Consider the following 26,660-nt stretch of genomic DNA (forward strand, 5'->3'; position numbering starts at 1 on the left):
GTGAATAGTGATTCAAAAGAACAATACCTGATCGAAAAAGAACCTTATTACAAGGAAGTGCATGATGAAATTTCCTTGTACGAGGCAGCGTATGCGGCGCGTTTACCGATGATGGTCAAGGGACCCACTGGCTGTGGGAAATCCCGGTTCATTGAATACATGGCCTGGCGCCTGCAGCGTCCTCTCATCAGTGTGGCCTGTAATGAAGACATGACGGCTTCTGATCTGGTGGGTCGCTTTCTGCTGGATAAGGACGGCACCAAATGGCAGGATGGTCCCCTGACCACAGCGGCACGGATAGGTGCCATTTGTTATCTGGATGAAATTGTTGAAGCCCGGCAGGATACGACGGTGGTCATCCATCCCCTGACTGACCATCGCCGTACCTTGCCTCTCGATAAAAAGGGCGAACTGATTCAGGCTCATCCTGATTTTCAGCTGGTGATTTCCTTCAATCCCGGCTATCAGTCCTCCATGAAAGATCTGAAACAGTCCACCAAGCAGCGTTTTGGGGCTTTGGATTTTTCCTATCCCGAGCGCGATATTGAAGTGGTGATCGTCGCCCATGAGTCGGGGGTATCCGATGATATGGCGGAAAAGCTGGTATCCATTGCGGAACGCTCACGCAACCTCAAAGGGCATGGTCTGGATGAGGGCTTGTCAACGCGTATGCTGATTTATGCCGGTGCGTTGATTCAGAAAGGGGTGGCGCCCATAGCCGCCTGCAGCATGGCGCTGGTACGGCCCATTACCGATGATCCGGATATGCGAGATGCGCTGGACGCGGCAGTCAGCACGTTTTTCTGAACCATTATCCCGTTGAGCGCGTTACCTATATTGAGAGCAGCGCCTGCTGTGGCTGCTTTCTGCTGGTAATAACTGCAGTTGAGGCTAGGTCAAGCCCTGGATTCTTTGCTGACGAAGCCATTCCTGGCTTTTAATTAGCATGCGGTGGATGGAAAGCCCTTTGTTATAAGCATGGACCTCATGTAACGGGATCCAGCGCAGGGCATGAGATTCGCTGTTTCCTGCCAGGGGAAGGCGATCGTCAATTTCCACCAGAAAGCGAATATCCAGATGTTGGTGGGCGGGTTCTCTGCCCCGTTGCGGTGTTCGGTGAATATCAATGTCGAATATGGCGGGATCCAGCAGGTGAATGTCTGCCTCGGTAATTCCGGTTTCTTCGCTGCACTCTTTCAGTGCTACCGCGATCACATTTTCATTGCCATCGGCATGACCACCGGGCTGAAACCACTGTTCCAGCTTGCGGTGCAACATGAGCAGGGTGGCGCTGCGGGCGGGATTGAGAATCCAGGTGGAGGCGGTCACATGTAGCCCTGTTCCCTCGCGAAAAAAGCAATCCGGATCATCCTGTAAAAGATGACAGCCCCGGCGGGCATAAGCCTGTTCTTCAATGTAGTGACTGCGGTATTGGCATAAACGAGTTTGCAGGGCGTGGCGATCCATAGGTATCACGTCCAGGAAGGGTTTTCCACCGCATGAACGGCAGCCGCAGCGGCTTCGTCCACATCGGCTTCCTTGCCAGCGATGGTCAGTCGTCCATAGGCACCCACCGCACGGACATCAACGAGGGTGATATTCGCGGCTTTTTCAGCCTGATTGGCGGCATAAATGACGTAACCCGCCGGTTCTGTTTCAAGGATGAACATGCTTTGCTCCGGGAGAATCATGGAGCCTCGTCGACCTTGACGGTTTATGAGGACTGTATGATCCGGCATCATGCCACGGATGATTTCTTTCCAGGTGATTTTGCAGGCGGTACGATCCTGCTGACTGGCCCCCATGCGCTGCAAGACCACCCGGCCGGCTTCGCGCACATCGCTCTGATCACGATGGTGGACGACCATGGCCCCGAATTCACGCTCTATAACCTGCTGGGAAAGATGTACGCGCGTGGCTTTCAGGGCAATGTCCGTCAGACGGTGAATGGCCATGGCCGGAGACACTTCAATCCACAGGGCTGCATCGCCGGGCACCGGCAAAAAGCCTTGGGATACCGAAGCCATATATGCGGCGAGTTGCGGCTGGAGGGAGTCGATATAGACGTAAGTACGAAGTTGAATCATGGGCCAGGGTTCGAATATAGTCGAATGATTATAGCGGGATTCGGCGCATCGCTCCAGTCTGTTTTGTGTACATTGAGAAGAGGTAGATCCTATTGGGAAAGCATCGTCTGCGCCGCTGGGTGCTGGATCTGGGGCTTATTGTCCTCGTGGTCGCCGGGGTCTACGCCTGGACCCAGTGGCGCGGAGAAAACTCCGGCACAACGCCAGCGACCTTGCCAGTGTTGACTCTGCAAAAACTGGATGGCCAGTGGATACACTTGCATCCCAAGAAGCATCAGGTGACCCTGGTCAATTTCTGGGCCCCGGACTGTCCACCCTGCATTGCCGAAATTCCCGCATTGAACTGGCTGCAACAATGGTTTGGCGGCCCACGATTTACGGTGCTTGGCGTGGCCGTTGCCGGAAACACGCCCCAAGCCATTGCTGCAGCCCGTTCCCGCTTTGGTATGGCGTATCCTCTGTATGCTGACCAGGAAGGTGCGGCCGAACACATTCTGGGTGGCGTCACGCTGACGCCGACCTCCCTGCTGGTCAATGGACAGGGACAGATTGTAGGCCGCTACGTGGGCGCGATTTCCCTGCCTGTGATTGTCGGTCAGTTACTCTGGATATCGCGCTGAGGAACGTGGCGGGACGCTGTCGGATGGACGTGGCGAAGAGTGGAGTGGGGCCAGAGCCTTGCCTCTTGTTGTCGCCTGGGATGACGCCAGAGGACAACTTGGACGACGATGATACTGTGCATAAAGGCGCTCCCAGTGCCGCCGGGTTTCTGCGGGTTTTGCCCGCGCCATGGCGAGCATGCCAAAACCATCGTCATCCCAGCCGCACTCACTCAAAACGATTTCCGGCCAGCGCTGCATGTATGCATCTCGCATCAGGTTTTTGCCGAGTTCAGCCAGGTCTTCGGCGACGCCCAAGGCGACGGCTCGCTCTTTCCATTCGTCCCATTCAAACAGCATTTCCTGCATGGCAACCATTGGACACTCTCCCGTTGTGAATATGTTTTGAAATCATCAGTAGATTTATGGGCTTTTAGGCATTTTCAGAGACAACATTTAAGGTATAGTCCAGTGTGACGGAGGCGTCAATAGGTATGATCATATGTCATTATATTATGTTTTTACGACAACGCTTGACGGATAGCTGATACTGCAGGCTTATGCTAGTTTAATTATTCATTCTGGTCGGCTGTGTGGATGGAGTAGTTCTGATGATTCGAAGCATGACGGGGTTTGCCCGCAGTGAAAGGCACGGCGACTGGGGAACCCTGGTTTGGGAGCTGCGGACGGTCAACCATCGCTACTTGGATATTAACTTGCGCTTGCCCGATGGTTTTTCGATATATGAAAGTGCCATCCGAGCCCGTCTGCAGAAATCCGTGCTGCGCGGTAGAGTGGATGTCTGGCTGCGTTTTCAGGAAGTCGAAGGTGGCGGGTTGCGTCTCAACCGCGATCTGGCCAGGCAATTGCAAACGGTATATAGCGAATTGTTGCAGAGCTGGAATCTGCATGATACGACCTTTAATCCGCTGGAGGCGTTGCGCTGGCCGGGATTGGTGCAAAGCGCTGGAAGCGACAGCACTATGCTCGAAGAAGAAGTGCTGTCCTTACTGGACAGCACACTTGCTGAATTGCAGGCATCACGGGAAAGGGAGGGTGCGGCGCTGGCCCAGATTCTGTTGAGTCGGGTAGAAGCGGTCGCCGAACAGACCCGGGCTTTGCGCGCGCATTTGCCGGAAATGGAAACGGCCTTGCGCCAGCGTTTGCAGGCCCGGCTCGCTGATCTCGCCGTGCAGGTGGACCCGCAGCGCTGGGAACAGGAGATTGTGTTTTATTTGCAGCGCCAAGATACGGCAGAAGAGCTGGATCGTCTCGACACCCATCTGGCGGAGCTGCGGCGGATACTGGCGCGGCGCGAGGCTGTGGGGCGCCGCCTGGATTTTCTGATGCAGGAGCTGAATCGGGAAGCCAATACCCTGGCATCCAAGGCTGCTGACAGCCAAGTGACATTCGCCTCGGTGGAGCTGAAAGTATTGATCGAACAAATGCGGGAGCAGGTGCAGAATGTGGAGTAGAAGATCATGACGAATGGACCGGAACGCGGTATCCTGTGGATTATTTCGGCGCCCAGCGGCGCGGGTAAGACCAGTTTGTCGCGGGCGTTGGTGACCGCTACTGCGCAGTTTCGGACATCTGTTTCCTATACGACCCGGCCCGCGCGGCCCGGAGAAGTGGATGGTACAGATTACCATTTTGTCGATATGGCGCGGTTTAGCGAAATGGCCGAGCGTGGGGAGTTTCTGGAATACGCTCGGGTTCACGGGAATGGTTACGGGACCAGTGAACCCTGGGTCAAAAGTCAGCTCTTTGCGGGCATGGATGTATTGCTGGAAATCGACTGGCAGGGCGCACGCCAGGTGCGTGAACGCTTGCCCGGACAGGCGGTCAGTATTTTCATACTGCCCCCCTCTTTGGCGGCTCTGGAAACTCGCTTGCGCGGGCGGGCCCAGGATTCGGAAGAGGTCATCGCCCGGCGGGTGGCCGCTGCGCGTGAGGAATTGCTGCACTATGACGAATTTGATTATCTGGTCGTGAATGACCAGTTTGACACGGCGCTGGACGATTTGCGCAGTATTGTCCATGCGGAGCATCTGCGCTTGGGTAGCCAGCAGCATGCCCAGCACCAGCGTCTGAAAGATCTGTTGGGTATACAGGATTAACGTAGGATCAACTAAGGAATAAGGTCAATGGCAAGAGTAACTGTGGAAGATTGTCTGGAAAACGTCACTAATCGCTTTGAACTGACTCTGGTGGCCGCGCGGCGTGCTCGGCAGTTGGCGTCGGGCGCGGTTCCCGGTGTGGAACCGGGGCGTGACAAGAATACGGTGGTGGCCCTGCGGGAAGTGGCGGCAGGTTTGGTCACTCGTTCCATTCTGGACGAGCAGATGCCACCACCGCTGCCCAATTTCCCCGGTGCATCTGGTCGTGATTTAGCTGGAGCAGAGGATGTCGCCAGCGCCTGATGCGGTGGAAGTGGTTCCCGTCCCGGCGCTGCCGTTGGCCGCCGGGGTAGGAGAGGTATTGCGCCTGCCACCAGTGAAACCGGCCCTGGATGATCCCTGTGCACCTTTACGTGCCTTGTTACAACGATACATGTCTCCGGAGGAAGTGGTACGGGTGAGGGACGCCTATGCGCTGGCCTTCGCAGCTCATGGAGAGCAGACCCGTCGCAGTGGCGAGCCTTATATTCACCATCCGGTGGCGGTCGCCTGTATTCTGGCAGAATTGCAACTGGATATTTTTACTATCCAAGCCGCTCTGCTGCATGACGTCATAGAAGACTGCGAAATCAGCAAGGAAAGTCTGGCCGAACAATTCGGCCCGGAAGTGGCAGAAATGGTCGATGGTGTCAGCAAGCTCGGCCAGGTGCGTTTTGAAACCCGGGAAGAAGCCCAGGCGGAAAATTTTCGCAAAATGTTCCTGGCCATGTCCCGGGACATCCGGGTGGTGCTCATCAAACTGGCTGATCGCCTGCACAACATGCGCACCATGGGGGTCATGACCCCGGAAAAACGGCGGCGGATTTCGCGGGAAACCCTCGATATTTACGCGCCTATTGCCCAGCGTTTGGGGATTCACGCGATTCGAATCGAGCTGGAAGAGCTGGCTTTTTCCCACCTGTATCCCAAACGCTGGCATGCTCTCAATGAGGCAATCAAGGCGGCCCGTGGCAACCGCAAGGAAGCGGTTCATAAAATCGAACAGGCGCTTCTGGACCGTTTGCATCAGGAGGGATTTGAAGCCCAGGTGAGCGGTCGGGAAAAGCATGTCTACAGCATTTATAGCAAAATGCAGAAAAAAGGCATGGCATTCAGTGCTATTTTGGATTTGCATGCCTTCCGGGTGATTGTCGCTGATGTGGATACCTGTTATCGGGTGCTGGGGATCATACATAGTCTGTATCGTCCCATTCCCGGGCGTTTCAAGGATTATATCGCGATTCCCAAATCCAACGGCTATCAATCCTTGCACACGGTCTTGCTGGGGCCCTTCGGACATCCGGTAGAAGTCCAAATTCGTACAGAAGACATGCACCGGGTGGCAGAAGCCGGTGTGGCTGCACACTGGCTCTACAAAACCGGCATGAACCATGCCCACGCCGAATCCCAGGCTCGGGCGTGGTTGCAACGGCTGTTGGAGCTGCAAACCCAGGGCGGGGACTCCCAGGAGTTTCTCGAAAGCGTCAAGCTCGATCTTTTTCCGGATGAGGTTTATGTATTTACCCCTAAGGGAAAAATTCTCAGTCTGCCGCGCGGGGCCACGGCGGTGGATTTTGCCTATGCCGTGCATACGGACATTGGTAATCAGGCGGTGGCAGCGCGAATCAATGATATGTATGTTCCGCTGCGCAGTCTCTTGAGTAATGGTGACAAGGTCGATATCGTCACTGCCGCATCTGCCCATCCTCAGCCTGGCTGGCTGGATGTGGTAGTCACTGCCAAGGCGCGAAGTAGTGTGCGCGCCTATCTCAAAACCATTCAACGCGAAGATGCCGAAACCCTGGGCCGGAATCTTCTGGATAAAGCCCTGCAGAGTCTGGGTGGAGATTACCAACAAATACTGCCTGATGATTTGCAGCGAGTGTTGACCACTTTCAATGTCCAGGATGAAGGGCAGTTGCTGGCGGCCATCGGTATGGGAGAAATGTTTCCCTTGGTGGTAGCCCACAAATTGTTACCCGAAGAGGATGACCGGGGGCGTCTGGCACAGACCGCGCGGCGTCTCGGGCAGGCGGTAAGTCAACTGCTCCCCAGTCGTCTCAACCGGGATGGGGCGACCAAAAAGCCGCTCCTTATCCGGGGTACAGAGGGCTTGCCCGTCACTTTGGCGCGCTGCTGTCGCCCCATCCCCGGGGATCCTATTCTGGGCTTCATCAGTGCCGGCAAGGGCGTGGTGGTACATACCCACGATTGTCATAATATCCGTGAATGGCGCAAGCGGCGCGATCGTTGGGTGGATGTGCAATGGGACCCCGAGGCACACGGCGATTTCCCGGTGACCATTCGGGTCGTGGCCGAGAGCGCGCGCGGGGTGCTGGCGCGAATCGCGACTCTGATCTCCGATGAAGACTCCAATATCGATCATGTGGATATCGAGCCTCAGGATGGACTCTATACCGGAATCACCTTTACCATATTGGCCCATGACCGGGATCATCTGGCCAAAATCATGCGCAGTTTGCGGAGTTTGCCCATGGTGTCCCGGGTCCAGCGGGTCAAAAACTAACTCAGGGAGAATTTATGCCAGTACCCGTACACAGTGATGCAGCACCCCAGGCCATCGGCGCCTACAGTCAGGCCATGACCCATAATGGCTTGCTTTACCTCTCAGGACAGATTCCGCTGGATCCCCATACCGGGCAGATGGTGGAAGGGGACTTTTCCTTGCAGATCCGGCGGGTGCTGGATAATCTTCAGGCCGTATGTGCCGCCGCCGGGACGAAGTTGCAGCAGGCCATCAAATTGCAGGTTTTTCTGACGGATCTCAGTCACTTCAGCGAGGTCAACCAGGCGTTGGAGGCGGAGTTTTCCCAGCCTTATCCGGCCCGGGCGGTAGTCCAGGTGGCGGCACTCCCCCGGGGTGCCCAGGTGGAAATCGATGGTATTGTCGCCCTGGGCAAAGCTGACTGAGATGGACCGCGCAGAGTTGCTGGCCCAGCCCATGCGTGTGCTGCTGCAGGAGCACCCGGTACTGGTGACCCTGTTGGAAGAGCGCGGCATTCATTGTGGGGAATGCTTCATCGCCGACCGGGAAACCCTGGCGGGAGTGGCGCGCATGCATGGGGTGGATATGGACGAAATCCTCAACGCCTGGGCCCGGCGCGAGGCTCTGCTCCATAGCGACTGAGCAGGTGGCTGCTCCCACTCCCTTCTACCTGCAAAGTTCTGTTTCAGCCCTGCGTGGGGTGGGTCCGGCCCTGGTGCAGCGTCTGCAACGCATGGATATCTGGCGGGTGCAGGATGTACTTTTCCACCTGCCCAGTCGTTATCAGGACCGCCGTCACCTTCTGCCCATGGGCTCCTTGCTGCCTGAGCAGGAGGGGGCGGTGCTGGGCGAAATCACTCAGGTCGAACATTTGCGCGGCCGCCGCGATCAGTGGCTGGTGACCCTCAGTGATGGCACGGGACAGCTTCATATTCGCCTTTTTCATATGCTGCCGCCCATGCGCGCCCAATGGCAGCCGGGGCGACGCTTGTGGTGTTTTGGGGAAACCCGGGCCGGTTACCAGGGCCTGGAAATGGTGCATCCGGAATGGCAGATGGCAGACCAGCCGCAGTTTCAGGCGCCCACCCATCTGACCCCCTTTTATCCCAGTACCCAGGGCATCACCCAGGCACAGTGGCGGCGCTGGGTCGCCCAGGCCCTGACTCTGGTTGACCAGCTCCCCGACTATCTCGCGAAATACCTCGGACCGGCCTGGCCGGCGCTGGGCGAGGGTTTACGGCTGTTGCATGAAAGTGCCGAAGAGGTACCTACTCCTGCCCATCCTGCCTGGCAGCGTCTGGCGCTGGAAGAACTGCTCGCCAATCATCTGGCCATTCGTGCCAGTCGGGTGGGAAGTGATGCCGCCGGCGCTCCGGTTATTGCCGGTAACGGGACTTTATGGCGTCGTTTTCTGCAGCAGTTGTCTTTTAAGCCCACTACCGCCCAGGAACGGGTGATTGGCGAAATCAATGAAAATCTAGCCCAAGCCCGGCCTATGCGCCGCTTGCTGCAAGGTGATGTAGGGTCAGGCAAAACCCTGGTGGCGGCAGCCGCCGCTTTGGCTGCCGTGGAACAGCAATTTCAGGTAGCCCTGATGGCGCCGACGGAAATTCTCGCGGAACAGCTTTCCACCCGTTTTGCGACCTGGCTGGCTCCCCTGGGTGTCGAAGTGGGTTATCTGGTGGGAGGATTGGGCCAGAAAGCCCGGCGTTTGCTGCTGGAGGCTATCCGAGAGCAGCGGACGCAGATTATTGTCGGCACCCAGGCGCTGTTTCAGGAAGATGTACAGTTTGCCCGTCTGGGCCTGGTGATCATTGATGAGCAACACCGCTTTGGTGTGGATCAGCGCCGCCAGTTGCTGGAAAAAGGACAGATTCCGCATCTGCTGGTGATGACGGCGACGCCCATACCGCGCACTTTGGCGATGACGGTCCATGCGGATCTGGATGTGTCGGTGATTGATGCCCTGCCACCCGGCCGTAGTCCGGTGGAAACCCTGGTGATGGCCGATTCCCGGCGCGGGGAATTGATGGCCCGGATGCGCCACCGCCTGGCCGATGGCGAGCAGATATACTGGGTCTGCCCCCTCATTGAAGAGTCGGAAATATTGGCGTTGCAGGCTGCCGAAACCAGCTATGCCGACTTGCAGGCAGCCTTGCCGGAAATTCCCATGGGTTTGATTCATGGCCGTCTGCCCGCTGCAGAAAAAGCGCAAGTGATGGCTGATTTCCAGGCAGGCAAAACCCGGATTCTGGTGGCCACTACGGTGATTGAAGTCGGAGTGGACGTCCCCAATGCCAGTCTGATGGTCATCGAACACGCCGAGCGTATGGGACTGGCCCAGTTGCACCAGTTGCGCGGCAGAGTAGGGCGCGGGGAGCGGCAAAGCAGTTGTATTTTAATGTATCATCCGCCTCTGGGAGCCAAGGCCCGGGCGCGCTTGCAGGTGTTGCGCGACAGTCGGGATGGTTTTGTCATTGCCCGCAAGGATCTGGAGTTGCGCGGGCCGGGGGAATATCTGGGTACGCGGCAAACCGGGTTGTTGCAGATGCGGGTGGCCGATATGCTGCGCGACGAGGCCCTTTTAGCCGAGTTGCCGACCTTGGCCGATCAGCTGGAGCGCCATGATCCCGAAGCGGTGCAAGCCTTGGTTCAGCGTTGGGTCGGGCGGCGACTGGATTACAGTCAAGTTGGATAAAAAATACGCCGGATTATCATGGCTCTTAAGCGTTATTCTCGGGTATATTATGAAAGTCTGAAAACGAATAATCAAGGAAGCCGTATATGGGTGCTGTGAGAAAAGGGTGGTTGCTGCTGGTTGTTTTCGCGCTGTGGAGTCTGGCGGGATGTGCTCCACAGATTTCCGCGCCACCCGTCCATTCTGTGGCCTACTATGCGGCACAAATCCATCCCCCAGTCGTGGCTCCGGTTGCTCCGGTCGTATCGCCCACTATTTCTGCTGCGACCCCGGCACAACCCGTCCGAATTGTGGTTTCGACGACCTCCCATCTGCTCCGGATTTATCGGGGCGATATCTTGCTGGCGACTTATCCTGTCGCCATCGGTTTCAATGGCTCTGCACCCCGGCGCATTCGCGGGGATGATGTGACGCCTGTAGGGCATTACCATATTGGCTGGATTTTGTATGGCACCCAGTATGGCCCTTTCATGGGGCTGACTTATCCCAATAAGGACAATGCGGAATGGGGTCTGAAAGAAGGGATTATCACCCATCGTCAGTATGAAGCCATTGTGGACGCCATCGACGCGGGGCAGACGCCCCCCCAGAATACCCCACTGGGTGGTGAAATCGGGATTCATGGTATGGGTCCGCAATTTTCCGATGATCCTGATAGCAAGGTTTTTCCCGGGCGTTGGACGGCGGGCTGTGTGGCATTGTCCAACTGGGACGCTCAACAGATTGCGGCACTGGTACGGGTCGGTACATCGGTAGAAATTGTCGGTGAGGTGCGAGGTTACCGCCGTAATCTGGATCCTCGAGCTGAGCTGGCCTGGACCCAATACCTGCATCGCCAAAAACGAGATACAGAGGCATTGCCCCCCCATACAGACAGTTCTTTGCATTCAGTGAATTATGGTCACAATCCGAAACCCCAAAAGCCGGACAGTCGGATAATCCATTGATGGGAGTGGGATGATCACTTGGTCATCCGGATTTCGAAATATTTTGGGGATTCTTTACCAAGAAATGCTGGATTGACCAGCTAGCGGGCAGCGCTCGACATCAACGCCACCCGAGTTTTCTACAAACCCTTTTATTTGAAGGTCACCACTGTGCTCCAGTGCTTGCCGTCAATATCTGTCAAGCGGAGCTTGTAATTTCCGGATGCCAGATGCGTATTCCCCGGTAAACGAATCCAAGCTTTGGCTCCAGTAACTCCACCGATTCCGTAATCAGTGGCGGAAAAACGTGATGCCCATGCTTGCGTGAAGCGGTTATCAATATTTTTGGAGCTTATGGCCGTAAGCTGTTGACCGCTCCATTGCTCAACATTTTGTCCTTCACCGTTGATCAGGTCAGCCTTGATGAGATAAAGCTTTGCGGTGTCCGGACCCGCGTTTACATAGGCGAAAAAGCGAACGTCTCCATTCGTATCAGCCGATGCACCCTTCAAAGACAGGGAGTAATGGTGGAAATTGACACGAGCGTGCAGAGGAGAAATGACTGCACCATGGATATATTGATAAAATGCAGCAGTAAATAAAAGCGATAGAATGCCTAAAATGACGCCCCATTTTTTCGTTGCAGACACAGAAAGAGGCCCGGAGAAGAGAAGCCGGAACCAGCTACGATTGCTCAATGCCGGTGACATGCGACCGAGCCAATGGTCCAGTGACCAGCTACCACCGCCAGTTAACATGAGCGTGGCACCCATGGCAAAACCTGCGGATGCCATAGTCCATTCGTCCACGCAAGTCGAACCCATCCAACCAAAAATGAGCATGAGAGAGATGTTCAATCCCACACTACCCAATGCCAATATGCGAGTAGCAATGCCCAGAATCAATCCAACACCCACGATCAACTCAGCAATGGTCCAGAACCAAACCATGAAGTGCAGAAAACCTCCGCTTTGAATGATGGTTTGAATGAGTCCTGGAAATACCGATCCGGGCATGGCGTGTACCAGTTTGTTTGCTACATAGCCAGCCACGTGAGGATCCATTTTGACGGCGTACTCGGTGCCATGAATGGAATGGAAATCATAGAACAGGCGACGCGAGGCGCCGCCCCAAAATATCCAGCCCTGGACGAGCCGGATGCTCAATGCAAAAACGCCGACCAGAGCGAAAATGCTCTCGGAAGTCCAGCTAGGGGTTTGTACGGAAGTACTCTGCGACATTTAATGCTCCTAATGAACAATGGACTTTAGAGTCTAGCATATATCTGAAATGTCGTCGGAGTTTTTGAAGACGACAACATATTCTGAATCATGGTTTTACATAATTGAAACCGTGAGATTCAAGTTGTCTGATGCGAACGATTCCAGCGGGGACAATGACTACGGATGGATCGGGTAGGGGGGGTGACCGGCAGGGCTCCGTCAAGCTCGCCAGATATAGTAGCAGAGGTTTTCGCCACTGATTTTAATGGTGGTTTGAAGGGGCTATAGTTGGTGGAAATGCGGCATTTTCAGGCGATTTTGGGTGCAGAATCGTGAATGGGGTGGCTGACGGACGCAGCTCGCCCTCCGGAGCTATTCTCGGATAGGTAAACCCCGTGGTGGCGCCTCAGTATCCGAGTTGGCGGAGCGTTTTGTGCGCGCTGGCGGCGAAATCCCGGCACGCTTTGGCGATATTCTTGACGCCAGTGAGACGCATAATGCTCATGGCCAGTTCGCGCAAGGTCGCCATCATATGGGGACCGTTCTGGGTACGGACTTGGGAGAGGTCCTCGTGGAAAGTCACATCGCGGACATGATGGTTCCGGTTTTCAATTTCCCAGTGACCACGGGCCAAGCCCAACAGATTTTCGGGCGTGGCACGATCCGGGGTCAGGCTGGTGAGTCCGAAGGCATAATCATCCCGAATCGTGCCCTCTTTGCTGTTGATGGTGGAGCGTTGGATCAGGAAAGCTTGTCCGACATGCGGAAAATGGAGGCCGGTTGCCCGGGTGGCGACGATGATTTTGCGGTATTCAAAGCGGCCATGCCCGACCTCTGTGGTTTCAGCGTTGAGGGGGAAAATCGCCCCAAGGGAGGCACGTCAGACGGTCGCGGAGTTTTCGTTGATTGCCTTTGACGGCGGTGAAGAGATAATCGGCTTTCTTGTCTTCGACGAGGAAGCGGGCGGTCTCCCGCTGGGTATGCAGGGCATCGGCGGTGACGACCTTGCCCGCGATGTTGACGTCCTGGAGCAGGTTGCGCAGTTCTGGAATTTCGTTGGTTTTCCGGGCGATTTCTTTTTGCGCGATGGTGGCCCCCTGTCCATGCAGGAACGCGCTGAGCAGATGCACCTGAGCGCCGTCTGCGCGTGCGGCCCCTTTGAGGACTTTGCCATCGACGGCCACCGCTTCAAAGCCCGCCGTACCCAGTAGCCAGGCGCCGATCGCCGCATCCAGCGCCTCCACATCGGCCCCTTGCAAGACGCGCCGGATGGTCGGTTCGGAGGGGGCGAGGTAGCGCTTGGTTTTGGGATCGAATCGGGCGCGGATGCGCTTCAATTGAGCCTGGGTCAAGCGACCGCCCCACTCGGCGATGGCGGCATAACTTTCGGCCCGCGTCAGGACAGCGGCCACGGCCACCGTCAGGATGGCCGGGAGGGGATGCTGCTTGCCTAGTTTGCTGCGGGTATCGGGAAGGCGGAAAAAGATTTGGCGCAAGCCTTCCATTTGCGCGTCGCTCAACGTCACGGTTTGCATGGGGGTATGGGTCCATTCGAGTTGGGGCTGCGGCTGGGCCAACCAGGCCCGCGCCTGTGGATGGAGAGGAAAGAGCAGAAGACGTTTAGGTTGGCCGTGGTGGACATAGCCACCACCGGGACGGCGGGCGAAGCCCTTGGTTCCGCCGACATCCACCCAGTTGGCGGCCCGGTAGCAGGCACCGGTAAAACGGGGGGATTCCACAAAGGTCTCAGCCAGCACGATGGGATGCCCATAGACGGATTGCCAGTCCGCAGAGAGCCTGTGCAGGTTCAGCGCCAGAATACGGGACGCCAGATTCGGGAAGGATTCTCCGGGCAGGATCAGAAAACGGGCATTGTTGGCGATGAGATGCAAGCGCTGGCGGCGCAAGATCCAGGACCAGCCGATCCACCGATCCCGCGCCTGGCATTGAAAAGCGGCGGCATGCCAGCCCAGTAACGCTACCCAGCGACCATCGAGCGTAGCCACATAGCGCAGGTTACGGCCCGCCAAGGTGCGAAAGCCCCGGTAGTGATACGTTTGCATCAGCGTATTCCAGCGTTCCCGCTCCGTGGGCAGGATGGGTCGCACCTGAACACGGTGCAGGCTGGCTTGCTGGTTTTCGGTGAGAGTTGGGACTTCCATGCGGCAAAAGTTACCGCATTCATCCTGAGAAGTCCAGAAAAACCCTTTGTGCTACTCCATCAGCAGCTTAGATGGAAGGTTGACAGGGCCCTGGGGTGACCGGTTTTCTTCTTGAAAGCCTCCATGCTGTTATGGCAAACATTCAATGCTACACCCTCGGCATTGATCGCCGAAAACCGGCCCGCGACCCAAGGTCACGATGACTACCTGGACTTTTCCCTGACCGAAGTAATTCAGTAGATTCTCCTCGTCTTAAAAGCTGATAATTGCTTGCATGGCGAATAGGTTGTCAACACTGCTGGCAACACTGCTGCTGACATCGTTGGGATGCGGAACATCCAAGGTACGAAAATAGTAGCCCGCCATAATTTTTGTCTTTGGCGTAAAGTGGTACTGCAGACCGACGGCAAAATCCTTGAAAATACGATTTTGTGCTGGATCGTTGGGTAGGCGATTATACAGATCATAACGCAGGGTCATCTCGATATTCTTGGTGAAAAATAATCCTCCCTCCACCATATAACCCCAGGCTTTATTAGCAATCCCGGGATAAATTTGCGAATTGTATAGTGGTGCCTTTTTGGCGATTGCCGGTGTTTCATTAAAGGGTGCCGGCGCAAAAATCCAGCCTGAACCGTGTACATAGGAAAAACGCAGCATTCTTCCCCAAGGGTGCATGTAGCCCTGGGAGTAGCTGGCATCCACCCCATAGCGATTCATGTCATAGCCATGTCCCAACAAGCGCGGGCGGGCGTGCTGGTACCAGATCCCTCCCTGAATATCGCTGCGAAATGGGCCTTTACCAGAAAGGACATACGCTTCCTGCAAACGCACGGCTTCCATGGGCGCTCCCGACTGATTGCCAGCGGCCACGGTGCCATACATGCCCAGCATGGCATAGTAACTGGTTTCCCAATGTCCGCTACGAAACCAGTCACCTACCATGATTCCGGGGTTCCGATAGCCGCTGGTCCCCAGGTTTGCCGCTCCGGGTACCAGGTAGGAATGCTTGGCATTGGGGCGGATGATATAGTTACTGTTCCCCTGAATCATGTGTTGGTTCAGAAGTTGCAGGCGCATGGTAGGAGAAAGAACATAGTTATAGGCAAACACGCCTTCGATAGCGCCCAAGGCGCCAGGGGTACGAATAAGCCCTACTTCAACCCTGGCCCCCGGAATGTAGCTGAAAGTCACATGGCCATCGATCAATCCGGGTTGATAGCCCTTGCGGATGTGGGTAAAGCCGTTATTGCCAAACTCGCCCCCAAAAAAGTAAGAAATATGATGATTAAGATTTCCACGGAACATGATTCGAGCGCGCATGATCCCTGCCGTGGTACTCTGGGAGAAACCAGGAGCAATGAGGTTGATATGGGGGGTCTCACCCACAGCGGAGGCAACGGTGCCATTTTGTGCCCAGATGGTTGGTTCAATAAAACCTGAAACCGTAAAAAGTGGAGCTTTGGGAGGAGATACCATTTGCACTGCAAGCCAGTTTGCGGCCTCAGCAGGTTGGGTAAATAAGGTTCCCGCGCCGAGTGATGCCGAGAGAAAAAAGGATAATAGTAGCGGTTTTTTCTGGATCATGATTTGCCCCTGATGAGTTTTGTATGTATTTTTCAACAAGCAAATGCTGTGCCAAAGAAGTGTGGCGTGAGAAAAATCTTTTTGATCAGTCCGGTAGGGCAATTCCTCTTTGATAAGGATGTGGTTGTGGTCATTTTCGCACAACAATTCTGTTCACTAAGGGACAAACCCATTAGAAAATAAATGTTTTTTGTTATTCTTCTTTTTTATGTTTACCAAGAGCACCTTTATAGGGATACCTCTTTATTTCTCTCGATTTACATATTATTCGTTGCTATAAATCCAACAATATCAGAAACCAGTCGTCCATCCAGTAGGTGTCCGGGAAGAACTGGTGATCACAATTGTTTGGGATTGATCATTTCTGTCATGTCATGCCAGAAATGCGGCAAATAAACGAGCTGGGGATAGCAAAATGAGTGTAGCGAATCGGCACGTTTGACCGAAAGGCGAGTCAAGTCCCGTTGACGAGAAGCGCCAATGGGTTGATGGCCGTGTCAGTCAATCAACCCTGTAGGATAATCTGCTGGCTCAGTTGTCGGGCAGCTTCCATGCAATCGCCCAGGGCGACACCATCCCGCCAGTTAGCACGAAAGTACAAGCCGGGAATCTGCTGGGTCATCTGGGCGATGTGCTCCAGACGGGCCAAGTGGCCCAGCTCATATTGGGGAATGGCTTCCGGCCAATTTTGACAGCGGCTGAAGCTGGGTTCACCATCTACACCTAAAATAGGTCGTATTTCCTCCAGTGCCGTCTGGAGCAGATCGTCGTCACTGCGTCCGGCCAAGGGGTTTTGGCTGCCGCCGATGAAAACTGTCAGCAGCACCTGATCCGCCGGAGCCCGATCCGGGAAGAGGGTGGAAGAAAACAGGACCCCCAGGGTTTGCAGGCCTAGAATGCGGGGGATCAGCAGACCGAAACCATCCAGGGCATGTTTTACCCTGCTGCGCGGGAAGCCCAGGGATAGGGTGCTCACGGCAGGATAGGGGATGGCTGCCAGTTCTTTGGCAAGGTTCGGGTGCAGGGTTTTCAGCAGGTCAGCGGCTTTGGGGGCAGGGAGGGCCAGAATGATTTTGGTGCTCCGCCAGCTTTGCCGGGCGCTGTGTACTTCCCAGCTGCCGTCGGCGTGTTGTTCCAGGCGGTCAACGGGTGTCTGGCAATGAATGGGCCCGTGCAACTGCTCTGCCATGCGCAGGGGTAGGGTCTGCAAACCTTGACGGAAAGAAATCAGACGCGTTTTGCTTTGTGGTGGTTTTTTCCGGCCTGCGAGGGCGGCTTTGAATAATGCGCCGTGTTCCTGTTCCATGCGCTGCAGACGCGGAAGGGTGGCCGCTAAAGCCAGTTTTTGCGGATCTCCGGCAAACACCCCGGAAACAAAGGGATCGACCAGCCAGGTGAGCACTTCGGGACCCAGGCGCCGCCGCACAAAATCGGCAATACTTTCTTCCCCAATACCCTGCTTCTGGCGCCGAAAGGGTTCGCTGAGCAGGCGTAGGCGGCCTTGCAGGGAGAGTAATTTTCCGCTGAGCAGGACACCCGGTCCTAGGGGTACCGGTTGGTGATGACGGTTGAGTATGTAACGCCTTTTGGCCACGGCATTGGCCTCAACCAGGTCAGCTTCCAGTTGCAGAGAGTGAATGAGGTCGGGGACGACTGGACCCTTGAGCATCAGCGAGTTTGGCCCGAGATCGCGCAGGTAGCCCTCTTCCTCGCGACTCAGGATGTTGCCACCGACACGCGACCCGGCTTCCAGCACGCGTGCGGATACCCCCTGCTGCTGCAAAAAATAGGCACTGGCGAGACCGGAAAGTCCTCCGCCGATAATAATGACTGCGTCCAAGAGGCTTACTCCTTGCCCAGATAATAGGGGCTTTGCAAATACCAGCTCTGAAAATGCCGTAATAAGGCCACTAATACGGCGGTGACAGGGAGAGCGAGTAAGAGGCCGATAAAGCCAAATAACTGTCCACCGGCCATGACCGCAAAAATCACGGCTACGGGATGCAGACCAATACGGTCACCGACTAGGTAAGGGGTAAAGACCATACTTTCCAGAATCTGACCGATGAAGAATACCAGTAATACCCACAGTACCGATAGAAATGTGCCTGTTTGTACATACATGGCCAAACTTGCCATCAGCACGCCGCTGATGACACCAAGGTAGGGAACAAAGCTCAGAATACCCGCTATCAGGCCGATGAGAATGGCGGTCTTGAGACCGATGATACTGAGTCCCAGGGCGTAGCTGCAGCCCAGGGCCAACATGACCAGTAGTTGTCCACGCAAAAAAGCCATGAGCATGGCGTCGGCATCCCGACTCAAACGCCGTATCAGTTCCGCCTGCTTTTGCGGAATCCATTGATCAATGCGCGCCAGCAATCGCGGCCAGTCCCGTAACAGATAAAACCCGAGCACCGGCACCAGAATGATGCTTAATGCTCCAGTGAGAAATCCTGATCCGGAGCTTAGCGCTACCTGTAGCCCATGTCCCAGCCATGCAGCCAGTTTCTGGGCGTTGCTGGTGGCGTAATGGGATATGGTCCCGCTATCCAGTTGAATGCCGGTTTCTGCGACAAGTTGGGGAATCAGGCGACTTTGCAGCAGGCTGGTATATTTTTGCAGGTAGTCGACAAAAAGCAGAGACTGATGGCGGATTACCGGTAACAGAGCCATGATGGTTCCTGCAAATACGATGAGAACCAGGAGAAAGACCAGGGTGGTACCCCAGGTACGGCCGATGCGGTGGCGCTGTAAATAGCTGACCAACGGGTTGCCCAGATAAGCGAGAATGGCGGCCAGCAAAAAAGGAGTGAGCACCGGGGAAAGACGCATGGTCAGCCAGCCCAGCAGGATCAGGGTAGCCAGAAAAAAAAAGCGTTGCATACGCGGCGAACACTCCGTCTTGGTGAGACATCCATGGGCAGAATAGCTCAGTCGAGCCGGGTTCGGCTATGGTTTCAGGATTATTCTGCCAATCGATTTGTTTGAAATCCGAGGATGGTGTAACGTCAAGCCAAAATCATTTTCAAGAGTTTGTAATGCCGGAAGCTACCCCCAATACATCTGAAGCTTTGTCCCATGTAATCGAAAGAGAAGTCGGCGGCTGGCAGGGCAGGCTGCGCCGCAACCCCTTATTTCATCTATTGCTGGCTTTGTTCGTCGGGATTATTGCCGGACTGGGAGCTGTGGCTTTTCGCCGCCTCATCGGGTTGATGCATAATCTTTTTTTCTTCGGCCAGTGGTCTTTTTCCTTTAACGCCCTCCAACATTCCGCTACCAGTGTCTGGGGCGCCGGGATTATTCTGGCGCCGATCATCGGCGGTTTGATGGTAGTCTGGCTGGTACGCACTTTTGCGCCTGAAGCCAAGGGCCACGGTGTTCCGGAAGTCATGGATGCCATTTATTACAAACGCGGGGTGATTCGTCCGGCGGTGGTACTCATCAAGGCGCTGGCTTCATCTATTTCCATTGGCAGTGGCGGGTCCGTAGGTCGGGAAGGCCCTATCATACAGATGGGTGCTGCCTTTGGCTCGAGTCTCTCCAAATGGTTGCGTCTTCTTGAGTGGCAGCGTCTGGGTCTGATTGCAGCGGGTGCCGGGGCGGGTATTGCCGCCACCTTCAATACCCCCGTGGGTGGTATCCTCTTTGCTGTTGAACTGATGCTGGTAGAAGTCAGTGCCCGTACACTCGTGCCAGTCATGATCGCCACTGGAACGGCCACTTTTGTGTCACGTCTGTTTCTGGGGAATCACCCTTCATTTGTGATTCCTGCCAGTATTATTGCCAGCACCGCTCATGAAACAGCTGTAGACTATGCGGCATATATCGTTTTTGGTCTGCTGGTGGGCGGGGTCGGCCTGCTTTTTACCAACACCCTGTACTGGACTGAGGACCTGCTGGAAAAATGGCTTAAAAATGCTTACCTACGTGCTGTTATAGGGATGGCCGCTGTAGGCTTGACTATGTATTTGGTCCAGCGCTTCACTGGTCATTATTATGTGGAAGGCGTTGGCTATGCGACCGTTCAGGATGTGCTGGAAAGTACGCTGCAGAATCCGGGGTTTCTGCTGCTGTTACTGGTCTTGAAGGTGTTTTCCTTTTCGGTGACTCTGGGCTCAGGAGGTTCCGGAGGGGTATTTTCGCCTTCGCTCTTTGTCGGCGCTGTTCTGGGAGGCGCATTTGCGGCGTTGGTCACGCAATGGATTCCGGGGTATCAAATGGGCATGGCGGTGGGCGCAGCCCTGGGCATGGCGGGAATGGTGGGAGCGTCAACCGGTGCCGCAGTAACTGGTGCCGTCATGATTTTTGAAATGACCAATGATTATCACATCATTATACCGTTGATCGTGGTGTCCGGTCTGGCTTTCGGGGTACGCAGACTGGTGACCCGCGAGAGTATTTATACCCGTAAACTGATCCGGCGCGGACATTTCATCCCTGAAGCCCGGCATAGTAACCTTTATCTCATGCGTCCGGCAGCCCAACTCATCGAAACCCCCATGGTTCGTCTGCGTGGTGAGCGCACACTGGAAGACCTGCAGAAAATTCTCCTGCATCGCCGGGAGCTCCCCCATGTGCTCATCATTGAAGGGACGATGCCGTTGGCGGTGATTCCAGCCCATCGGGTGGCAGAAATTTTGCGTCGGGAAATCCGTGCGGTGCCCTTGCGGGATCTGGCCAGTACCGACTGGGTGGCGGTGACAGAAGACAGTCAGCTCTACGATCTGGTAGCAAGACTAAGGGCCTGCGCCTGCGAAACCGCGCTGCTCTGCAAGCAGGACCCCCCGGAGCATCATGAGGACGTGGTGGCGGTAGTAACCGTCGAAGATATTCTTATTTATGCCTCTCTGCCCCAGGTATTGCTGCGTCCGGAGCGGAACCCGCTATGAATGATAACCGATTGCAGTTTTGCGCATGAAATGGTCCTGGGCAAACCTGCGCCACTCATTACACCGGGAACTGTCACCGGCTGAGGAAAGTCCGGGGTTGATCATTCTGGGGGCCTTTGTCGGATTATTCACTGGCGCGGGAGCCCTGCTGTTTCATTATCTGATCGCCTTGCTCCACAATCTTTTTTTTCAGGGTCACTGGAGCTTTTATTATAACGAACATCTGCCCTCGGTGCCTGCGCCCTGGGGGCCCTGGCTGATTCTGGTGCCCGTTTTGGGTGCCTTGCTGGTTACCATTCTGGTGCAACGGGTGGCTGCTGAGGTGGAAGGGGCCGGCGTCAGTCAGGTGATGGATGCCGTTCATACAGACGGCGGACGTATGCGCCCCATTGTGGCTTTGTTGCGGCCCGTGGCCACGGCACTGACTCTGGGTTCGGGCGGCTCGGCCGGGCGGGAAGGGCCTGCCATGCAATTTGGTGCGGCTATTGGTGCCTTCATGGGTCACTTGTTGCCCATGTCGGATAAGCGGCGTATTCATCTGGTAGGCTGTGGAGTGGGAGCGGGTATTGCAGCCGTATTTAATGCCCCCCTGGGTGGCTGGTTTTTCGCCATGGAAGTGATTGTGCCTGATTGGCGACCCTGGACCGTGCTTTCCACGTTGGTGGCGACCATTTCTGCGACCTGGATTACGGAACTCGGGCTTGGCAATTTTCATCTCTTGGCATACGTGTCCACCAAAACGATTTCAGGAAGCCTCACCTTGCCCGTATTTGCGCTTCTGGGAATTATGACAGGGTTAGCGAGCTTTCTTTTTATCCAGATGCTGACCTGGACAGGACAAATCAGCAAACAATATTTTCCCAACCCTTATTTGCGGCATATGAGTGGCATGTTGCTGGTGGGTCTGATGCTTTATGGATTATTTCTGTTTACCGGCCATTATTATCTGATCGGGGGGAGTTATTTTGCCATATCGGAGATACTGACCGGTCAATTGCACCTGGTTGGTTTTTTGATTTTGTTGTTGATCCTGAAAGGAATCGCCACCAGCTTGACTATTGGCACCGGAGGTTCGGGAGGAATATTTTCCCCTTCACTGTTTATAGGTGCAGCTATTGGCGCTGGCGCAGGATATCTGGCGGATGCTCTGTTGGGTTGGCACGGCAGTGTGCCGCTTTTTGCCATGTGTGGCATGGCGGGGATGGTGGGCGCCACTACCGGGGCCTTGATCAGTGCCCCGGTGATGGTCGTTGAGCTGACCAATAATTACCATATTTTATTGCCTGCCATGGTCACGGCGCTGACTGCTTTCGCGCTCCGTCGAGTCTTTCTGGAACAAAGTATATACACCTATCCACTCTTCAAAAAAGGGTTGGATATTCCTGAAAATCATTATGTTGTGCAGGAAAAATTACACATGGACGATGCGTCCGGTAAACCATAAGCAAGGAGTTTATATGAAAAATCCTGAAGCCGCATTGAATCAAAAGGAGCGCCGTGCCGTATTTTCCCTGGCCGGTATATTTGGCCTGCGTTTGTTGGGCCTGTTTCTGGTGCTACCGGTGTTTTCCGTCTATGCCCACGGACTCAGGGGCGCCATGGATCATCCGGTTCTGATTGGTATTGCGCTGGGTGCCTATGGTTTGACCCAGGCATTTTTTCAGATTCCCTTTGGCAAGCTTTCTGACAAGTGGGGACGCAAGCCAGTCATTGCCGTAGGCTTGCTGATTTTTGCTATCGGTAGTGCCATTGCCGCAACGGCGACCAGCATCGAATGGTTGCTGATTGGCCGGATTGTCCAGGGAGCGGGCGCGGTGGCCGCGGCCATTATCGCGCTGACGGCTGATCTGGTGCGGGAGGAACGCTGGACCAAGGCGATGGCCATCATTGGGATTACCATCGGCATCAGTTTCAGTATCTCCCTGATTCTTTCCGCGCCTCTGGCCCACTGGATCGGGGTCAGTGGCATATTCTGGCTGACGGCGGTACTGTCTCTCGCTGCTATCGGTGTGCTCTATCTGGTCATTCCGGCGGTTCCTAACCGCTTTCATCGCGATGCAGAAATGAGCCCGGCCATGCTGGGGGATGTGCTGCGCGATCCCAGTTTGTTGCGTCTGGATTTCGGGATTTTTTCCCTGCACACCGGGCTGACCGCTATATTCGTAGTCCTGCCCCTGGTGCTGATTGATCCCCGGCATCCATTACTGAGTCTGAGTGATCAGTGGATGCTCTACCTGCCCGTCATGTTGCTTTCATTTGTGGCCATGTTGCCCATGATCATCGTTGGAGAGGCCAAGCGGAAACTCAAGGAAGTCTTCATCATCGCCATTGCGATCTTGCTGGTTTCGGTCATTCTCATGGCGCTGTCGGCCCATAATATCTGGTTGATTGCCGTGGCACTTTTCCTGTTTTTCATGGGCTTCAATGTGTTGGAAGCCAGTCTGCCTTCTTTGGTGGCGAAGTTCTGCCATCCCGGTGCCAAGGGAACAGCCACTGGGGTGTACACTACCTCCGAATTTCTCGGCGCATTTTGCGGGGGCTTGCTGGGGGGGCTGCTTTATATTCCAGGGGCGCGTGATTACAGCACCATTTTCTGGGCGGTAGCCATTATTTACGCCTTATGGTTGGTCGTGGCCATCACCATGCAACGCCCACGTTATCTGGCCACCCGGGTATTTACGCTGACCGAAGCCGCTGAGCGCCAGAGTAATCTGGAAAAGCGCTTGCTGGAGCTGCCGGGTATTGCCGAAGTGGCAGTATTTAAGGATGAAGGCGCGGTCTACTGCAAAGTGGATAGCAAGGTGTACGACGAGGCGGCGGTAATGGGGGTGCTGACCGGAGCCTGAAGTTGTCAGCGGATGGGTGTCTGTTTTTTACCCGTCGGGATGGTAGGAGGCTAGGCACCACCCCGGCGGAAAAGCCCGGGAAAATCAGGCAGTCTTTTTCAGCAGGGCATTGATGGCGGCAAGATCTGCCATGTTGATTTGCCCAGAAGCCGCCTTGAGCTGGACTCTGGCAATGATCTGGTTATAAAAGGCGACGTTGTAGTCCTGTTCGGCGCGCACATAATCTGTGGCGGTGTGCAGCAGGTCGATAATGGAGCGGGTGCCGACCTCATAGCCCTTGCGGGTACCTTCCAGGGATATTTGAGCGGAATCCACGGTTTCCTTGGCCGCCTTCAGTTGGGCCACGCTGTCTTTCAGATTGAGAAAGGCGGTTTGGGTGTTCAGGGTTACTTCATCGCGAATGTTGGCCACATGATCGACGCTGGCCACGCTTTGCGCCTGAGCTTTTTGTACGGATGAAGAGATCCCGCCACCTTCATAAAGCGGTACAGAAAGATTCAGGCTGACTCCGGCCTGGTTCATGACCAGACCAGGGAAAGGATTGCCCAAAGCGTGCTGGGCAACCCCTTGCAGGTTAACCACCGGCCAACGTGCCCGTTGTTGATATTGCACCTGTTGCTGGGCGGTATGGAGTTGGGCTTGCGCCTGGTGCATCAGAGGCTGATCCTGGATGGCACTGTTTACCCAGCTTTGCATGTTATCAGGTTGCGGACCCAGGGCCCGATAATGACCCAGGGGTTCCAGTTGCGTGACAGGCGCGTGGGTCAGACTTTGCAATTGTTTTTTCGCCACTGCGACGCCATTGCTGGCCTTGATGACATCTGCTTCGGCAGCATCTACCCGTGCTTTTGCTTCACGCACGGCAATGATGTCACCGGTGCCGATTTTCAGAGTGGCTTCGGTTTGTTTGTAGATGCTTTCCAAGAGGGACTTCTGCTTTTGCGCTACCTGTTCCTGAGCCTGGGCCTCCAGTACGCCGAAGTAGGCTTTGGCTACTTGCAGCGCGAGTTGCTGTTCAGTATAAGTCAAGGCGGCGGCACTGGCCTGGATGCGGCTGTCGGCCTGTTTAAGGGCAGTCCAGGCCTGACCGTTGAATACGGATTGAGTGATGTTGACACTGTAACTATCTGAGAGATAGCCACGGTTGATGGATACATCGCCAAATCCGGTGATGTTGGCGGTATTGAAGCCAACCGCTGCGCCGACGCCAACATGGGGTAAGAGGGCCGCACGAGCGAGGGGTTTGTCCTGCATTTGTGCGCTGAGTTCGGCGCGGGCCTGAGCCAGAACCGGGTCGGTATGGTAAGCCTGTTGATAGGCGTCAATCAGATTCTCAGCCCAGGCAGGGCTGCTCAACAGACAGGTGGCAACAAGCAACGAAAAAGACGAGGCAGAATGTTTGGTGCGCATGACCGATTCCTGTTCCTGAGCAGACACCAGACAATACCGACCGATCGGTCGGCGGTCAAGAGAGATCATCGTCTGATCATTGCTTACGGGCGCTGGAGGCCTTGGGCAAAGTGCTCAGCATCCCCTATGCTACGACATGATAATGGCTCAGGATCATGGTTAAACTGATGACAATCTCTCCTCCGCTATGTGTGGATGTGGCGTATCCAGATGATCTTGCCGCCGTTTTTGCGGGCCTGGCGGAAACTTCCTGGTCGCAGTGGCTCGACAGTAGTACGCTGACACCGGGGCAGGGGCGTTACAGTATCCTGGTCACAGAACCCCGCCGCCGAATATGGCAGCTTCATGGTCAAGTCTGGGTGGCTGATGAAAAGCGCGAGGCGCAAGCCGCGACCATCTCCTTATGGGAGGTTTTACGCGAAGCGCTCGACGGGCTGGCATTGGACGCGGAGTGTCCCTGCCCAGATCTCCCTTTTTCCGGTGGTGTGTTGGGTTATCTTGGCTATGATTTTGCCCTGTCAGAGCGAGGGATGGACATTGCAGATGAGTCTCTCTGGCCAGAAGCAGCCTTTGGCGTTTATGACAGTGCCTTGATTGTCGATCATCTGTTGCAGCGGGCCTGGGTGTTTGCTCCGGCCAAGCAAATGGCTGGGGTGCGCAAACAGTGGGAGTTGCGTCTGTCAGCAGCCGAAGCAGCCGCGCCAGTACCGGATTTTCGGGTGCGGGGGCCAGTGCAGACACTATGGTCTGCAGCACAGTATGCGGCTGCTTTTCAGCGGGTAGAAGCTTATATTCGGGCGGGAGATTGTTATCAAATTAATCTCGCGCAACCATTTACGGCGGTCTATAGCGGGTCATCCTGGCATTTATATCGGCATTTGCGCGCCATGAATCCCGCCGCATTTTCCGCTTATCTGCATTTTCCCTGGGGATCAGTCCTGAGTTTTTCACCGGAGCGTTTGCTGCAGGTGCAGCATGGGCACATGCAGGTGCGTCCCATCAAGGGGACGTGGCCCCGTGGGACCGATGTCTTGCAAGATGCGCAATTTGCTGCCGAATTGTTGGGCAGCGCCAAGGACCGTGCGGAAAATGTGATGATTGTGGATTTGTTGCGCAACGATCTGGGAAAGGTGGCAGAAATCGGTTCTGTTCGGGTGACCCAGCTCTGTAGCCTGGAATCCAATGCGCAGGTGCATCATCTGGTGAGTGTCGTCGAAGCGCAATTGCTTACTGGTCTGGATCCATTGCAGGCATTGGCGGCCTGTTTTCCGGGCGGTTCCATTACCGGGGCGCCGAAACGCCGGGCCATGGAAATTATCGCCGAACTGGAGCCAGCTACGCGCGGTCTTTATTGCGGGAGCATCGGTTATATCGACCGAACGGGGAAAATGGATATGAATATTGCTATTCGTACCATGACAACGAGCCAGGGCGAGCTGCGTTTCTGGGCGGGTGGGGGGATTGTGGCTGATTCCCGGGTGGATGCGGAATATCAGGAAAGTCTCGACAAGGTGGCATTGTTTCTTCGAGAACTTGCAGCGCTTGCCGGTCTCGCTTAGAGTCCG

24 protein-coding genes are annotated in these 26,660 nt (G+C 55.3%); 14 read left to right on the plus strand and 10 right to left on the minus strand.

Annotated elements, in window-relative coordinates; genetic code table 11:
• Positions 1-807, plus strand: a complete 807-nt coding sequence (locus B1757_RS09755; RefSeq protein WP_101538135.1) for a CbbQ/NirQ/NorQ/GpvN family protein — start codon at positions 1-3, stop codon at positions 805-807.
• A gap of 84 nt (positions 808-891) precedes the next feature.
• On the opposite strand, the gene B1757_RS09760 is transcribed toward B1757_RS09755, so the two are convergent.
• Together B1757_RS09760 and B1757_RS09765 are read right to left on the minus strand one after the other, a co-directional pair.
• Positions 892-1,467 (minus strand): NUDIX hydrolase, encoded by a 576-nt coding sequence (locus tag B1757_RS09760; protein ID WP_101538136.1) that lies wholly within the window; start codon positions 1,465-1,467, stop codon positions 892-894.
• A 5-nt stretch (positions 1,468-1,472) separates the two neighbouring features.
• Entirely contained in the window at positions 1,473-2,087 is a 615-nt protein-coding gene (locus tag B1757_RS09765; protein WP_101538137.1) for a BMC domain-containing protein, read from the minus strand.
• A 92-nt stretch (positions 2,088-2,179) separates the two neighbouring features.
• Here B1757_RS09765 and B1757_RS09770 point away from each other — a divergent pair, with 92 nt between their 5' ends.
• Entirely contained in the window at positions 2,180-2,707 is a 528-nt protein-coding gene (locus tag B1757_RS09770) for a TlpA disulfide reductase family protein (RefSeq protein ID WP_101538138.1), read from the plus strand.
• Here B1757_RS09770 and B1757_RS09775 read toward each other — a convergent pair.
• Positions 2,687-3,064, minus strand: coding sequence for a hypothetical protein (locus B1757_RS09775; protein WP_101538139.1), 378 nt, complete (start codon positions 3,062-3,064; stop codon positions 2,687-2,689). The genes B1757_RS09770 and B1757_RS09775 overlap by 21 nt on opposite strands.
• Before the next feature lie 233 nt (positions 3,065-3,297).
• Here B1757_RS09775 and B1757_RS09780 point away from each other — a divergent pair, with 233 nt between their 5' ends.
• From B1757_RS09780 to B1757_RS09815, 8 genes are all read left to right on the plus strand, one after another.
• Complete coding sequence (locus B1757_RS09780; RefSeq protein WP_101538140.1) at positions 3,298-4,161, plus strand: YicC/YloC family endoribonuclease; 864 nt, start codon at positions 3,298-3,300, stop codon at positions 4,159-4,161.
• 6 nt (positions 4,162-4,167) lie between these two features.
• Complete coding sequence (gene gmk, locus B1757_RS09785) at positions 4,168-4,806, plus strand: guanylate kinase (RefSeq protein ID WP_101538141.1); 639 nt, start codon at positions 4,168-4,170, stop codon at positions 4,804-4,806.
• 27 nt (positions 4,807-4,833) lie between these two features.
• Positions 4,834-5,109 carry a DNA-directed RNA polymerase subunit omega gene (gene rpoZ, locus B1757_RS09790; protein ID WP_101538142.1) on the plus strand — a complete coding sequence of 92 codons (276 nt, stop codon included), beginning with the start codon at positions 4,834-4,836 and terminating at the stop codon, positions 5,107-5,109.
• Positions 5,093-7,372, plus strand: a complete 2,280-nt coding sequence (locus B1757_RS09795) for a RelA/SpoT family protein (RefSeq protein ID WP_172437664.1) — start codon at positions 5,093-5,095, stop codon at positions 7,370-7,372. Before rpoZ ends, B1757_RS09795 begins: the two co-directional genes overlap by 17 nt.
• 14 nt (positions 7,373-7,386) lie before the next feature.
• Entirely contained in the window at positions 7,387-7,776 is a 390-nt protein-coding gene (locus B1757_RS09800; protein ID WP_101538143.1) for a Rid family detoxifying hydrolase, read from the plus strand.
• Position 7,777: 1 nt separating this feature from the next.
• Positions 7,778-7,993 (plus strand): DUF1858 domain-containing protein, encoded by a 216-nt coding sequence (locus tag B1757_RS09805; RefSeq protein ID WP_101538144.1) that lies wholly within the window; start codon positions 7,778-7,780, stop codon positions 7,991-7,993.
• 4 nt (positions 7,994-7,997) lie between these two features.
• Positions 7,998-10,049: an ATP-dependent DNA helicase RecG gene (gene recG, locus B1757_RS09810; protein ID WP_253253800.1), complete on the plus strand. Its 2,052-nt coding sequence runs from the start codon at positions 7,998-8,000 to the stop codon at positions 10,047-10,049.
• An 86-nt stretch (positions 10,050-10,135) separates the two neighbouring features.
• Positions 10,136-10,996: a L,D-transpeptidase family protein gene (locus tag B1757_RS09815; protein ID WP_101538145.1), complete on the plus strand. Its 861-nt coding sequence runs from the start codon at positions 10,136-10,138 to the stop codon at positions 10,994-10,996.
• A gap of 131 nt (positions 10,997-11,127) precedes the next feature.
• Here the strand turns inward: B1757_RS09815 and B1757_RS09820 are convergent, their stop codons facing one another.
• The 6 genes from B1757_RS09820 to B1757_RS09845 all read right to left on the minus strand — a co-directional run bounded on the left by B1757_RS09820 (position 11,128) and on the right by B1757_RS09845 (position 18,833).
• Entirely contained in the window at positions 11,128-12,216 is a 1,089-nt protein-coding gene (locus B1757_RS09820) for a TQO small subunit DoxD (protein ID WP_101538146.1), read from the minus strand.
• Positions 12,217-12,604: 388 nt separating this feature from the next.
• The gene (locus B1757_RS16085) at positions 12,605-13,060 is read right to left on the minus strand and encodes an ISAs1 family transposase (protein WP_140391020.1); all 456 of its coding nucleotides are present in this window, start codon (positions 13,058-13,060) and stop codon (positions 12,605-12,607) included.
• On the minus strand, positions 13,041-14,360 hold the full coding sequence (locus B1757_RS09830) for an ISAs1 family transposase (protein ID WP_101537397.1): 1,320 nt from the start codon (positions 14,358-14,360) through the stop codon (positions 13,041-13,043). The genes B1757_RS16085 and B1757_RS09830 overlap by 20 nt, the downstream gene beginning before the upstream one ends.
• 252 nt (positions 14,361-14,612) lie before the next feature.
• A complete protein-coding gene (locus tag B1757_RS09835; RefSeq protein ID WP_101538147.1) occupies positions 14,613-15,947 on the minus strand; it encodes a putative porin in 1,335 nt (444 codons plus the stop codon).
• A 505-nt stretch (positions 15,948-16,452) separates the two neighbouring features.
• Positions 16,453-17,787 (minus strand): protoporphyrinogen oxidase, encoded by a 1,335-nt coding sequence (hemG, locus tag B1757_RS09840; RefSeq protein WP_101538148.1) that lies wholly within the window; start codon positions 17,785-17,787, stop codon positions 16,453-16,455.
• 5 nt (positions 17,788-17,792) lie between these two features.
• Positions 17,793-18,833: an AI-2E family transporter gene (locus tag B1757_RS09845; protein ID WP_101538149.1), complete on the minus strand. Its 1,041-nt coding sequence runs from the start codon at positions 18,831-18,833 to the stop codon at positions 17,793-17,795.
• A 155-nt stretch (positions 18,834-18,988) separates the two neighbouring features.
• Here B1757_RS09845 and B1757_RS09850 point away from each other — a divergent pair, with 155 nt between their 5' ends.
• The 3 genes from B1757_RS09850 to B1757_RS09860 are packed head-to-tail and all read left to right on the plus strand — an operon-like array spanning position 18,989 to position 23,685.
• A complete protein-coding gene (locus B1757_RS09850; protein ID WP_101538150.1) occupies positions 18,989-20,839 on the plus strand; it encodes a chloride channel protein in 1,851 nt (616 codons plus the stop codon).
• A gap of 25 nt (positions 20,840-20,864) precedes the next feature.
• Positions 20,865-22,283, plus strand: a complete 1,419-nt coding sequence (locus B1757_RS09855) for a chloride channel protein (protein WP_101538151.1) — start codon at positions 20,865-20,867, stop codon at positions 22,281-22,283.
• A 13-nt stretch (positions 22,284-22,296) separates the two neighbouring features.
• A complete protein-coding gene (locus B1757_RS09860; protein ID WP_101538152.1) occupies positions 22,297-23,685 on the plus strand; it encodes an MFS transporter in 1,389 nt (462 codons plus the stop codon).
• Between the two features lie 84 nt (positions 23,686-23,769).
• On the opposite strand, the gene B1757_RS09865 is transcribed toward B1757_RS09860, so the two are convergent.
• Positions 23,770-25,095, minus strand: coding sequence for a TolC family outer membrane protein (locus B1757_RS09865; RefSeq protein WP_101538153.1), 1,326 nt, complete (start codon positions 25,093-25,095; stop codon positions 23,770-23,772).
• A gap of 167 nt (positions 25,096-25,262) precedes the next feature.
• Between B1757_RS09865 and pabB the strand changes: the two genes are divergently transcribed.
• Positions 25,263-26,654, plus strand: coding sequence for an aminodeoxychorismate synthase component I (gene pabB, locus B1757_RS09870; protein ID WP_101538154.1), 1,392 nt, complete (start codon positions 25,263-25,265; stop codon positions 26,652-26,654).
• The last annotated feature ends 6 nt before the right edge of the window (positions 26,655-26,660 follow it).

It is taken from the genome of Acidithiobacillus marinus (genome assembly GCF_002847505.1).
GTDB classification, from domain to species: Bacteria; Pseudomonadota; Gammaproteobacteria; order Acidithiobacillales; family Acidithiobacillaceae; genus Acidithiobacillus; species Acidithiobacillus marinus.